The sequence below is a fragment of the Bacillus sp. CPT56D-587-MTF genome, assembly GCF_058792335.1.
The window spans coordinates 171,134-184,305 of the sequence record NZ_JBYTEF010000001.1 but is presented as its reverse complement, the minus strand read 5'-3'; the positions used below and the strand labels follow the sequence as shown (position 1 = coordinate 184,305).

Annotated in this window: 9 protein-coding genes and 2 pseudogenes; 1 reads left to right on the top strand and 10 read right to left on the bottom strand. The window is 34.7% G+C overall.

Annotated features, from left to right (window positions below):
- Window positions 1–278: 278 nt before the first annotated feature.
- From AC3WVZ_RS00945 to AC3WVZ_RS00910, 8 genes and pseudogenes are all read right to left on the bottom strand, one after another.
- Window positions 279–1,478: an NAD(P)-dependent malic enzyme gene (locus AC3WVZ_RS00945; RefSeq protein ID WP_000880780.1), complete on the bottom strand. Its 1,200-nt coding sequence runs from the start codon at window positions 1,476–1,478 to the stop codon at window positions 279–281.
- Between the two features lie 59 nt (window positions 1,479–1,537).
- Window positions 1,538–2,884 carry a 2-hydroxycarboxylate transporter family protein gene (locus AC3WVZ_RS00940; protein WP_000512722.1) on the bottom strand — a complete coding sequence of 449 codons (1,347 nt, stop codon included), beginning with the start codon at window positions 2,882–2,884 and terminating at the stop codon, window positions 1,538–1,540.
- Window positions 2,885–3,006: 122 nt separating this feature from the next.
- Entirely contained in the window at window positions 3,007–3,714 is a 708-nt protein-coding gene (locus tag AC3WVZ_RS00935) for a response regulator (protein ID WP_000598666.1), read from the bottom strand.
- Window positions 3,711–5,315, bottom strand: a complete 1,605-nt coding sequence (locus AC3WVZ_RS00930) for a sensor histidine kinase (protein WP_233935875.1) — start codon at window positions 5,313–5,315, stop codon at window positions 3,711–3,713. The genes AC3WVZ_RS00935 and AC3WVZ_RS00930 overlap by 4 nt, the downstream gene beginning before the upstream one ends.
- A 78-nt stretch (window positions 5,316–5,393) precedes the next feature.
- On the bottom strand, window positions 5,394–6,212 hold the full coding sequence (locus AC3WVZ_RS00925; protein ID WP_432804035.1) for a methyl-accepting chemotaxis protein: 819 nt from the start codon (window positions 6,210–6,212) through the stop codon (window positions 5,394–5,396).
- Window positions 6,213–6,332: 120 nt separating this feature from the next.
- Window positions 6,333–7,235, bottom strand: a pseudogene (locus tag AC3WVZ_RS00920) (HAMP domain-containing protein); the annotation flags it as partial.
- Between the two features lie 422 nt (window positions 7,236–7,657).
- Window positions 7,658–8,413 (bottom strand): C39 family peptidase, encoded by a 756-nt coding sequence (locus tag AC3WVZ_RS00915; protein WP_033689701.1) that lies wholly within the window; start codon window positions 8,411–8,413, stop codon window positions 7,658–7,660.
- A gap of 7 nt (window positions 8,414–8,420) precedes the next feature.
- Window positions 8,421–9,242: a hypothetical protein gene (locus AC3WVZ_RS00910; protein ID WP_000728585.1), complete on the bottom strand. Its 822-nt coding sequence runs from the start codon at window positions 9,240–9,242 to the stop codon at window positions 8,421–8,423.
- Window positions 9,243–9,566: 324 nt separating this feature from the next.
- Between AC3WVZ_RS00910 and AC3WVZ_RS00905 the strand changes: the two are divergent.
- Window positions 9,567–10,936 (top strand): annotated as a pseudogene (locus tag AC3WVZ_RS00905) (IS1182-like element ISBth7 family transposase); the annotation flags it as partial.
- 127 nt (window positions 10,937–11,063) lie between these two features.
- On the opposite strand, the gene AC3WVZ_RS00900 reads toward AC3WVZ_RS00905, so the two are convergent.
- Together AC3WVZ_RS00900 and AC3WVZ_RS00895 are read right to left on the bottom strand one after the other, a co-directional pair.
- Window positions 11,064–12,314: a sensor histidine kinase gene (locus tag AC3WVZ_RS00900; RefSeq protein ID WP_000715835.1), complete on the bottom strand. Its 1,251-nt coding sequence runs from the start codon at window positions 12,312–12,314 to the stop codon at window positions 11,064–11,066.
- Complete coding sequence (locus AC3WVZ_RS00895) at window positions 12,311–12,982, bottom strand: response regulator transcription factor (protein ID WP_001238621.1); 672 nt, start codon at window positions 12,980–12,982, stop codon at window positions 12,311–12,313. Before AC3WVZ_RS00895 ends, AC3WVZ_RS00900 begins: the two co-directional genes overlap by 4 nt.
- Window positions 12,983–13,172: the final 190 nt, after the last annotated feature.

The window sequence follows — 13,172 nt, the reverse complement described above, 5'->3', positions numbered from 1 at the left end:
ACCACTTTCTTACAACAATGTAATTTCTACGTCATGTACTTCGATAGTTGAATTATCTCTCTTCTCTTATACTTAAAGTAAGAAATGAAACGAGGAGAGATGAGAGATGAAAAAAATGATAGAAGTGATCGTAGCAGTAACTGAGGTTTTAGTGAATGGTAAACAAGTTGCAATGGAATTAAATAAATAATGAAGAAACATAAATAATTCTACACTTCTTCATTATTTTGATTTCTTATCTCAAAAAAGCAGTGCCTTTTAGGCACTGCTTTTCGCTATTAATAACGTGGTATTTTCGTAATTTGTGCCACGCCTGAATCAATAGCTGCTTTCGCTACTGCTTCTGCAACACTTGGAACAACTCTTTTATCTAATGGATTCGGGATTACATAATTCGCATTACGTTCTTCATCAGTAATGATGTTAGCGATCCCATATGCTGCCGCTAATTTCATCTCTTCTGTAATATCAGTTGCGCGCACATCTAACGCACCGCGGAATATTCCGGGAAACGCCAATACATTATTTACTTGATTCGCATAATCCGAGCGTCCAGTTCCTACTACAGCTGCCCCAGCCTCTAATGCATCCTCAGGGAAGATTTCTGGAATTGGATTCGCCATTGCAAACACAATTGCTTTCTCATTCATCGTCTGTACAAGTTCTTTCGTTAATACGTTAGGAGCAGATACGCCAATAAAAATATCAGCTTGGTGAATTGCTTCTTTTAACGTTCCACGCACATGTTCACGATTTGTCTTTTTTGAAACTTCAATTTGTGCTTCGTTCATCCATGTTTCACCTTCACAAACAATACCTTCTAGGCTAACTAACGTAATGTGCTTTGCACCAGCCTTTAATAATAATTTTCCAATTGCAATTCCTGCCGAACCCGCACCGTTAATAACGATTTTCACATTATCCATTTGTTTGCTAACAACTTTTAATGCATTAATAACAGCTGCTAAAACGACAATAGCTGTTCCATGTTGATCATCATGGAATACAGGAATATTCGTTTCTTCTTTTAATCGTTTTTCAATTTCAAAACAACGCGGTGCTGCAATATCTTCTAAATTAATCCCTGCAAATGTAGGCTCTAAATTTTTTACAAGGGTAACGATTTCATCTACATCCGTTGTGCCTAAACATAATGGGAAAGCATCTACATTCGCAAACTTCTTAAACAAAATACTTTTTCCTTCCATAACAGGCATAGCCGCTTTCGGTCCAATGTTTCCTAAACCGAGTACCGCTGTTCCATCTGAAACAACTGCCACCATATTGCCACGTGCTGTATAGTCATACACTGTTTCTTCATCTGCCGCAATTGCTTTACACGACTCCGCTACACCTGGTGTATACGTCAGGCTTAAATCATCCGCTGAATTTACCTCCACTTTACTTGTAATTTCAATTTTCCCTACTAATTCTTTATGCAATAACAATGATCTTTCATTAATTTGATTTGCTAACATACTTATAATCTCCCCTTAATTTGACAAGCTAGCTATATGAATATAGCTAGCTTGTTTGATCATGAAAACATTTTTAATAATATTGTCGCCGTTACAACCATTGCCGCCCCACCTAAACGAGTTGAAATTTGCGCGAACGGCATTAATTCCATACGATTTGAAGCCGATAAAATAGCAACATCTCCAGTTCCGCCTAAACCGCTATGACATCCAGTTACAATCGCCGATTCAACTGGATACATCTTCATCACTTTCCCTACAAGAAAACCTGATGCTACCATTGTAAGAACAACCGATGCGCACACAACAACATATCCTACTGAAAGAACTGCTGCTACGTCTTTTAACGGAATATATAGCAATCCTAATCCAACCATTAAAGGCCAAGTTAAATTCTTCGAAATAAATTTATATAAATGGAATGCTCCTTGCTCCATTTTTGCTGGCATTAATTTAAAGTATTTCACAAGTGCTGCTGAAAAAATCATAATGATTGCCCCAGGAATACCGATGAACTTAGAAGCAAATCCTCCAAAGATGAAGAACGTACACGCAATTAATAAACCTGCTCCCATTAATGAGAAGTCAATTGGCTTCTCTGTATTTTGTTCTTTTAATAATTCTGCTTGATTGTCTGTTTTCACTAATACACCGTTACCACTAAGCTCCGGTTTCTTCTCACCTAAACGCTTCATATACCCTGCACTTACAATTGCGAACATATTTCCAATAATAGCTGCTGGAATAAGCTGTGATACAAACGTCGCTGATGATTCATTTAAAATATCACTATAAGCTAGCGACAATGGTAAAATCCCTTCCCCGATACCACCACTCACAATTGGTACGATGATAAAGAAGAATGTGTGCTTCATTTCAAATCCAAATAATGAACCGACCAATAACCCTACTGCTACAGAAGCTAACGTCCCTACTACTAAAGGAATAAACATACGAACGAAACCTTGTACTAACACTTTACGGTTCATTCCTAAAATACTTCCGACTACTAAACAAGAAATATATAAATATAAAAAGTTCGATTTTTTCATTAACATAGTCGCAGCTTCCATTGAAGCTGGATTCATCCAGTTAAAAAATACAAGTAATGATGGAATAAATAACGAAAGTATTGCTGGACCGCCGATATTTTTTAAAATTGGAATTCTCATCCCAATATCGCCTAAGAAAATCCCCATGATCATAATAACTGCAAATCCACCAATCATATCTGCTGGCAATTTATTATATACAGATGCCCCATAAATAATAGCAGCCAATACTACATATAACGGTAAAGGTATAACACCGATTTTTACATTCATAATTTTAGAAGCGAAAGATTCTCTTTGTACTTCATTTCCTTCAGAAAATGATACCGCTTCCACATTCTTTTGAATTCCCATATGGCACCCCCTCGTTTTCTTAATAACAATATTAAAACGCTTTCAATAGTAAAAATAGTTTTTGTAAGTTTTGTAATTGATTTTGTAATTAAAAAAAGTATAAGCGACTTATATTAAGTCGCTTATACGTAAAACTCTATTTTCTTTTGATCAACACATCTTAATTTACTTACAGGTCTGCCCACATGTTGGTACATCATTTCGTTTTCTAACACTCCAATGTCAGTCAAAAACATTACATATTTTCGAATAGAAACTCTTGAAATTCCAACTAATTGTGCCATTTCATCTGTTGTAAACACTCTTCCATTCAACGACTCGATCTTCTGCCAAATTAATTGCAACGTTTGCTTCGTTAACCCTTTCGGAAGCTCTTTCGTGACAGTAGGCTCCCTTTTTTCTTTTTGTAAAATTAACGAATCTAATTCCGATTGACTAATTTTTTGTTGTTCTTTCATGAAAGTAAGTTTTTCTCGATATATAGTTAATGCCTCTTTAAATCGTTCAAATGTAAATGGTTTAATTAAATAATCTACTACACCATATTGTAATGCTTTTTTAATACTTCCCATATCATGTACAGCTGAAATCATTATAATATCAATTTCTTTTTCTTGGTTCCGGATATACATTAAAAGCTCAAAACCAGTCTCTTCAGGCATAAAAATATCAAGTAATACTAAATCTACTCGTGATTTCTCTAATATTTCGATCGCCGACTTTACTGAGTTAACTGCTTGAACAAGTTCAAATCCTCCTACTTGCTCTAAATAATGCGTATTTAGCATTGCTACCATCGGGTCATCTTCTACAATTAAAACTTTAATCATATTTGCCTCTCATCCCTACCTTTAGGTATTTCAATTGTTATCGTTGTTCCCTTACCTACTAATGAATGCATATGAATTTCCCCATTTATTCGCTGTATACTTTCTTTTACAAGATACAAACCATAACCGCGGTTATCTCCCTTTGTGGAATAACCTTTCGTAAATAATTGCTCTATTTCTTTTTCTTGTATACCTTTTCCCGTATCTTGTACTGTAATAGTTAGTATATCCCCATGTTGTATCTTAACTTCAACTCGCTTCTTTTCACAATTCGTAACTGCCTCTAATGCATTATCAATTAAATTTCCGACAATCGTAATAAGTTCATGAGTAATACTTTCATCATCTATTTCCGGCATATAAGAATCTTCACTTATAATTAATTTTATATTTTTCTCTCTAGCATAGCTGAGCTTACCTAGTAAAAAACCAGCAAATACTGGACTTTTTATTCTTTTCATAACTCCACCAATTTCATATTGATGCTCTGATACCATGCCGTTTATATACTTCTGTAATTCTTCATACTGCTTCATATGTGTAAGCCCTAATACGACATGCATCTTATTCATAAACTCATGAGATTGTGCCCGTAATGCTTCTGCATATAGTCTAATACCAGTTAGTTCCTCTGCTAGTTTTCTAATCTCTGTTTTATCACGAAATGTTGCAATTGCACCAACTATTTCTCCTTTTACATATAAAGGAACTCGATTCGTCACAATCGTAATTCCATAAATATTTTGTTCTTCGTTTAATTGTACTTCTCCCGTTTGCAATACTTCTTTTATACGTGAATTTGGCATATACAACTCAACATCTTTACCGATAAAATCTTCTTCAAGTCCGCTTTTTTTAAATAGACGTTTCGCTTCATTATTAATTAATGTTACTCTAGCCTCTTTATCTACAGCAATAATACCTTCCTTTACAGATTGTAGCATCGTATTTCTTTCTTCAAGAATTTTTGCTATCCTGTGCGGCTCAAGACCGAATAAACTTTTCTTTATATGTCTAGCTAGCAATATTGCTCCTATAATTCCGACTAATACACCAACTCCGACACCAATATAAATGATATGTCTACTTTCCTTAACTCTCTCTTTTACATTATCTGCTGAAATACCAACAGCCACAGCTCCAAGTTGTTCACCTGTTTCAGAAAATATTGGTACAAACACTCGCATGGAAATACCTAAAGTTCCTTCTGCTAACGATACATGTTCTTTTCCTTTCAATGCAGGCCCTTCATCTCCCCCAATAAAATGATGCCCTATTTTTTGAGGATTTGGATGTGACTTTCTTATTCCATTCATGTCCATAACTACAATAAACTGAACACCTGTGTTTTGTAATATTCTATTTGTATACGTTTGGATTGCAGAGGTATCTGCTTTCCCAACCAAACCATCGATTACAATCGAATCATTCGCCACAATGTGTGCAATTGTTTTTGCCTTCTCTGCTTGGCTATCCTCCGTCGTCCGTTCTACATTATGACTAATTAATATATCTGTCACAAGTAAAGAAAAAATTACAACTGTACAAACTAACAATGTAATCGTTTTCCATAAATTCCATAGTCTTTTTCTTTTTTTCATCCCGTTAATGACTCCCCTAATTGCTGAATAGAAAAATAAGTAAGATGATATTATTTTCACCTTACTTATCTGCTGTTATTATACTTTAAATTTACTAGTCATCGCTTGTAGTTCTTCTGCCATCTCAGCTAAGTTTTGCGAAGCTGAACTAATTTCCTCCATGGAATTAACCTGTTCTTCTGTTGAAGCTGCAACACTTTGCATACTAGCTGTATTTTCTTCTGCAGCAGCTGCAATTTCATCAATAGCATTTGTCACTTCATTTGCATCCCCAGCAATTCTCTTCGTTGTTTCTACCATTTGATTAACTTGAGAAACAATATGTGTAGTAGAACTTAAAATTTCCGTAAAACTTACTTTCGTTTTTGTTACAACATCAAGGCCCTGTTGAACTTCTCCATTCACATTATCCATCGCCTTAACAGTATGTTCAATATCCGCCTTAATTTCTGCAATTAAATTTGCAATCTCTCCAGATGACTCTCCTGATTGCTCTGCTAATTTTCTAACCTCATCTGCTACAATAGCAAATCCTCGCCCCTGTTCACCTGCTCTTGCTGCTTCAATAGCCGCATTTAAAGCTAATAAGTTTGTTTGAGTTGCGATGTTTTGAATTGCTTCAGAAATAGCTCCTACTTGCTTTGATTTCTCATCAAGCAGTTTAATAATAGCATCTGACTCGGATACCGACCTAGAAATAGACTGCATTTGTTTTGCAGTTTGTTCAACTAAATCTTCTCCCTCTTCAGCTCTTTCTCGCGCATGTAATGAGGAAATAGAAATTGACTCTGCGCTTCCAGTTACATCTTGAATTGCTGTATTTACTTGTTGCAATGTAGCCGCACCTTCTTCAACACCTTGACTTTGTGATTCAGCCCCACCTGATACTTGTTCCATTGCAATTGTAATTTGATCTGTCGCATCATTTGCTTGCTGTACGCTCGCTGTTAACTCTTCTGCCGATGCTGCAACATGTTCTGCTGAAAAGCTAATTTGGGTAATAACATCTTGTAAAGACGTAGACATTTCATTAAATGAATTCCCTAATTTCCCTATGTCATCCTTGGAATGGATTGTAATTTTCTCTGTTAAATCTCCCTTACTAATTTTATATGCCGATTCAGCTATTTTTCGTAATGGCCTTGTAATAGACTTTGTAATGAAATAAATTAATATACTACCAAATGCAATAGCGATAGCAATGACAATCAAAGTCTTATAAAACACTGGACTGGCAGCTTGGGTAATTTCTTCATCGAACATAACACCAACTACTTTCCAGCCCGTTTTCTCATTTGTTGCAAAGATTAAATTCTTTTTATCATCTTGTTCTGTATAAGACACATTTCCTTGTTTATCTTCATAAATTGGTTTAATCCAAGGATCAGTAACTTTTGCACCTGGTTTTCTAGATGGATGACTAACAATTTGCTTATTTTGATCTAAAATAACTGCATAACCTTTTTCACCAATGTTAATCATTTTGGAAATTTTTAAGATGTTATCTAAATTTAAATTAATTCCTATAACACCTTTACCATCTTTTACTTCTTTCGCAATCGTCACTACCATATTTTTTGTAGATGCTGACTGATATGGCGCAGTAACAATTACTTTCCCTTTATTTTCATGTGCTTCTTTATACCAAGATCTATCTGTTGGATTATACCCATCAGCCATTTGAATAAATGGTTCTCTTATAAACTTTCCCGTCTCTGTTCCAATATAAATACCTTCTACTTCTGGATGAAGCTTTATATATTGTGCTAACTTCGTTCTTACTATTTCTTCTTGTCCATTTAGATATGTATCCTCTGTTAAGATGTCTGCAAAGTACGTCGCATCAACAAATTTCTCTTCTATATTTTGAGAAATAACAGTATTTAAAATCGAAATATTCTCCTTTGCCTTATCTGTCATTTGATGCTCAAAATTTGTTTTGGCAGTTTGATATGAAACACCACCGATAATAATTCCTGGTATAGTTAAAATAATAAAAAATGAAATGATTAATTTTTTATTGATACTCATACATTTAACCCAGTTAAATATTTTTTGCATAATAAGCCTCCTTTATGTAATGTGGATACTTGTGTCATTTTATACAATTAATATATATAAAACAATATATAATGATAACATGTAATTTTTTCGTCAATTATGCATTTTTGCATATCCACTCCTTATACGTATTTTAATCATAAAAATAAGAGAACTTTAGCATTATATATGCTAAAGTTCTCTTATTTCTTAACAGCTTCTACTCTATAAAACTTCTCTTATAATCCTCAAATCTTTACCCTTCGCCTTATAGTCATATTACTAAAACTCTTCGTCCTAATTTATTTAGCGCTCTTTACATAACTAATTGCCTGACTTCCCATTTGTACCCATGCCTGTTCAAAGGTTTCTCTCGGTACTTTTACATCTAAGCTATCCTCAAGTGGATCTCGAATATATACAGATTCCTGATCATACCCAATAAGTACAACACAATGTTCATTATACGTAATAGAAACATCTCCACTATTTGTTTCCCATGTAGTAAATTCAGCTTCATCTAATGGTGCAAATGTTGCATTTGTGATCATGACTACAGGTTGCCCTGCTTTTATACTCTTATAAATTTCTTCTATATTCTTCCCTGTTAAGTCTACAGCTTTATTAGGTAAATATTTTTCCGCTAACTGAAAAAGTGGCCCATGATATACACCATATCCCGATTCAGAAAATGTATAAATATTACCTACAAATCCTTCATTCGGATTCCCGCGCACACCATCGTCTATAAAATCAACTTTTTTTATTTCATTTGCTAATGTCATCTTATCCACTGAAACACCAGCGTATTGTAACATCATCGCTAAGCTCGTCACTTCACAGCCTCTATCCAATTCTGGTAACTGCTGAATTAAGGGAACATTTGCTAAGATGACTTTTTCATCGTTATTACTAAACTCCGTTTCTTTTCCTCTTTGTATATTTGAGAATGTTAACTTCTCTACATACTTTGGAATTCCATTTGTATATACACTCCATATTGCTGCACCTAGTAAAGCTGTACATATATACCACTTCAATTTTCTTATCGCTTTCACACCCTTATTAATTCGTTAAATAAGAATAAAATGCGTCAGCATCCGTTCGTACCATCGGTACAAAATTTAGTTCTTTTCCTTTTTCAGGCTGATCTTTTTTTATCTTTTCCGCTAACTCTTGAATATTCATATTCATTTTATCCATATTAAGCTCATCTGCCATTTGTAGCACCTTTTGTTCATTAATTTCTCTTAATATTTGATATATATCTTTACCATACAAATCAATATGATGTTTTTTTGCTTCTTCTTGTACTTTTTGTTCGTACACTTCTTGTGCTAACTCTTCAATTTCTTTTCCTTTTTGAGAAATATCTAACTTTCCTGCTTCTTCTCTTACTTTCTTTCCGTAGATTTCTTCCGCGATGTCTTCGATTTCTTTTCCATCTGTCGAAATACCTAATTTATCTGCTTCATCTTTAATTTTAATCGCATTAATTTGAGTAATTAAATCTACAATTGATGTATTCTCTATAGATATACCTAGCTTTAACGCTTCTTGCTTTACTTTTGTTTCATAGATTTCTTCTGACAGCATCCCAACATCTTTTCCTTCAATCGATATGCCTAACTGCTCTGCTTCCCTTCCTACTTCTGTTTCATGAATTTCTTTTTCTAGTGTAATTTGTTCTTTTCCTTCCGTTTCAATACCTAGTTTCTCTGCTTTTTCTTCTGTATGCACTGCATGTATCTTACCATTGTTCAATTGTTCTTTACTGCGCTGCGTGTAATCTGTCTTTCCTTTTTGTGTTTCAGAAGGAGAGGCCCCCCCTAATATACTTAAACTCATTACTCCAATAGTGAATACCGTCATCATTTTCTTTTTCAAAATTAATTCCTCCCTCTTATACTTTCTTTCCCATCATTCCCCTAGTTTTTTTAATACTATACATACATCTCATCGCTGCTTGAGATAACATTATGATTGATAAACCCCACTCACATACACCTAATCTCTTCTTCATGTAACGAACTTTCTTTATGCCATACATAATATAAATAGTTTCTTAACTTTCCCTTAAAAAAAGACGACCTTGTAAAAACAAGGTCGTCTTCAGGCTGTGGAGAAAGTCTTCTCCACAGCCTGTTTTTGTGTCTGAACCTCTTTTTATGTGTCAACACTGATAAAAAAGAGGAAAAGGAGAGATTTTTTATGATGGGTGCTTTAAAAAATCATCGTGATGAGCGTGTATCTGTTTCTGTAGAAGAGTTGGTTCCACAAGATCATTTCCTTCGTGCAATTGAAGCGACAATTAGTTTTGATTTTATTGAAGAGAAGTTACGCCCTTATTACTGTGAAAACAATGGACGCCCGTCCATTCATCCTATTGTTTTATTTAAGATGATGTTTATTGGATATTTTTACGGTATTCGTTCTGAGCGTCAATTGGAAAAGGAAATTAAAACGAATATTGCCTACCGTTGGTTTTTAGGGTTTTCTCTATCGGATACTATTCCGGATCACTCTACAATCAGTTGGAATCGTCGTACTCGTTTTATTCATACAAATATTTTCGAAGAAATTTTTGATGAGATTGTGAGACAAGCGACGGAGCACCGGATGGTAGGAGGACGTGCACTGATGACAGATTCTACACATATTAAGGCCAATGCCAATAAAAATAAATTTGTACATAAATATAAAAAAGAAAAAGCAAAGTTTTATATAGACGAGCTAGAAGCTGCGGTAATCGAAGATCGTGAGGTACATGGAAAAAAGAATTAAAACCTAGAAAGGAAAGTGATACCCCTACCAAAAAAACTCGTATAAGTACAACGGATCCAGATAGTGGATTTTTAATGAGAGATGGAAAACCAAATGGTTTTCATTTCTTGGATCATCGTACGACTGATGCGAAGTACAATATTATTACAGATACCTATGTAACGGCTGGAAATATGGCAGATTCCGAGCCGTATTTAGCACGCCTCCAAGCTCAGATTGATAAATTCGACTTCAAAGTAGAAGCTGTTGCCCTTGATGCTGGCTATTTTACAGGATATATCTGTAAGAAACTATCAGAACGGAATATATTTATGGTGATGGGGTATCGCCGATTTGGAAAACGGAATAAAGAAGTACCGAAAAGCCAATTTAAATATGTAGAAGAAATGAATGTTTTCGCTTGTCCGATGGGATGTATTCTAGAATATGTAACAACTGATCGTGAAGGATACCGTCAATACAAATCGAATCCAGAAGACTGCGCTGTTTGTCCGTTACGTGAGGTGTGCTTTTCAAAGAAACAAAAACAAAAAGTTATCACTCATCATGTGTGGGAGAAATATAAGGATATTGCTAGAAAAAACAAGCTAACAGCTACAGGGAAAAGGTTGTATAAAGTACGCTGTTCCACTATAGAGCGAAGCTTTGCAGACGCCAAAGAACTACATGGCTACCGCTATGCCCGGTTTCGAGGGCTGAAGTCTGTCCAAATGCAAGCTTATCTCACCGCAGCTTGTCAAAACATGAAAAAAATAGCCCTCCACCTGACCAAAAAGGGTCAGGTGGAGGGCTATTTTTTAAAATTCTATTATTTTATGTTGTTTTTATTCGCTAAAATCAAAAAAGATTCCAGAGTGTTGGGAACCCTAAAGGGTTTCCCAACACTCTGAAGACGACCTTGTAAAAACAAGGTCGTCTTCTTACTTATATTTTTTGATTTTTAGGGAAAATCACTTCAAAACAAGTGCCATCTCCCCATTTGCTCTCTACTGATATTTTTCCGTAATGCTTTTCTACAATCCAATTTGCGATTGAAAGACCTAATCCAGCTCCTTCTGACGTACTTCTTGCTTTATCCCCTTGATAAAAACGATCAAATAATTTCGGAATATCTTCTTCTTTCACTCCTATCCCGTCATCTTTCACCTGTATGCGAATTGAACTACTCGTTTGCGTGCAATCAATTTGAATATGCCCACCTTCGTTTGTATACTTCATCGCATTATCTAACAGTATGACCATCATTTGATGAATCCGCTCTCTATCCCCCATAAAAGATACACCACGTTCTACTTTTAGCATCATTTCTTTTTCTTGATAAGAAGCAATCTCTTTATATGGAGCTACTATTTCTTCTAACAATTTATCAAGTTCAAATATTTTCTTATCCATCTCAATTTGATTAGAATCAGAACGTGCTAGCAATAATAAATTACTAACGAGTTTCGATAACCGCCTACATTCTTTTGAAATTGTAGAAATATCCATCGCTTTTTCTTCTATCGTAGCGGATGGTGACTGGAATAAAACATCCGTTTTTGATTGAATAACTGCAAGTGGTGTCCTGAGTTCATGTGATGCATCAGAAACGAATTGTTGCTGTTTCTCCCATGAACTTTGAATAGGTACAAGTGCTCTACCAGCTAGGAAAAAGCCAATACCTATCGCACAGAGGCTTCCTATGCTACAACCTATAACAAGAATTAAAAATAAAGTATTTAACATTCCTTCTTCCGCTGTTATATCTCGCACGATTTGAACTATTTCTCCATCTTTTTGAAGCGAAAATGCTCTAAAATATCGTCCTTGTACTTCAATATCTTGTAACTCCTCTAATTTTTCGGGAGAAAAACTTTCCAAATTCTCTTCAAAAATAGAACGGAATTTACGGTTATCGCCCTCTATTTTCACTATTTTCCCATTCCAAGTTATTCTAGTTACTCGCGGATCTCCAATTTGGATATTCTCCATGCGTTTTCTTGGTGGTACTTTAACATCTAATTTTTCTCTATACTGAGCTATCATTTTTATAGATTGATCTACTTCACTATAAATACGCTTGTATGTGTACGAATAAATAATACTGCCTAATATACCTATTAATAGAATAAATACTAATGAGTTCACTATAGTCAAACGAATGCGTGTTTTTTGAAACATACTTCCTTTTTTCATTGTTCTTTTAATATATATCCAATACCTCGAACGGTTTGAATATCTTTCTGATAACCGAATGGCTCTAATTTTTTACGTAAATGATGCACATACACTTCTACAATCGCTACTGTCGTATCTGAATCAAATCCCCAAACACGATCAAAAATTTGTTCACGCATTAAAATCTTTCCGCTATTTTGAACAAGGTACTCTAGAAGCTCATATTGTTTTAATGATAACTTCATACCTTTTCCATCTACTTGAACATCTTTATCTTTTCCGAACAATTCAATGCCTTTATAGCGAATTGTTTGCTGCGTTGTTAAACTACCACTTCTGCGTAGTAAAGCACGAATTCTCGCTTTTAATTCAGGGGCCTGAAATGGCTTAACAATATAGTCATCTCCACCAAAGTCCAATCCCTTCACCCGATCTTCTAAAGAATCTCTCGCTGTCAAAAACAGGACTGGTGTTTCAATCTTTTCATCTCGTATTTTTTGAATCACTTCAAATCCGTCCATCCCTGGCATCATCACATCCAGCAAAATTGCATCATATATATTTTGAAGAGCTAAAAACAATCCATCTTCTCCATTTATTGCCGTATCTACTTCAAATTCATCACGTAAAATTTGTACGATAGACTCTAATAACGAAGCATTATCTTCTACTACAAGTAAACGCATGCTCTCACCTTCCATCAAATAGTTCAATTCTATTTATTATTACATTTCTTCTCTTCATAACAAAAGAATGTAGTTACATTACGTAATTTCATTTTTAACTATTTCCTTCTAAAATTTTGAAGTTTTATTATAAAAACTTTGTCTTAAATTTAGCTTAATAAAAAATTGAAAGAAATAAGATTCCTCTTAT

Excerpts from the sequence above, each read along its gene's own strand:
- AC3WVZ_RS00945 (WP_000880780.1), bottom strand. The coding sequence starts at position 1,478 with ATGTTAGCAAATCAAATTAATGAAAGATCATTGTTATTGCATAAAGAA.
- AC3WVZ_RS00940 (WP_000512722.1), bottom strand. The coding sequence starts at position 2,884 with ATGGGAATTCAAAAGAATGTGGAAGCGGTATCATTTTCTGAAGGAAAT.
- AC3WVZ_RS00935 (WP_000598666.1), bottom strand. The coding sequence starts at position 3,714 with ATGATTAAAGTTTTAATTGTAGAAGATGACCCGATGGTAGCAATGCTA.
- AC3WVZ_RS00930 (WP_233935875.1), bottom strand. The coding sequence starts at position 5,315 with ATGAAAAAAAGAAAAAGACTATGGAATTTATGGAAAACGATTACATTG.
- AC3WVZ_RS00925 (WP_432804035.1), bottom strand. The coding sequence starts at position 6,212 with ATGGAACAAGTATCAGGTGGGGCTGAATCACAAAGTCAAGGTGTTGAA.
- AC3WVZ_RS00900 (WP_000715835.1), bottom strand. The coding sequence starts at position 12,314 with ATGAAAAAAGGAAGTATGTTTCAAAAAACACGCATTCGTTTGACTATA.
- AC3WVZ_RS00895 (WP_001238621.1), bottom strand. The coding sequence starts at position 12,982 with ATGCGTTTACTTGTAGTAGAAGATAATGCTTCGTTATTAGAGTCTATC.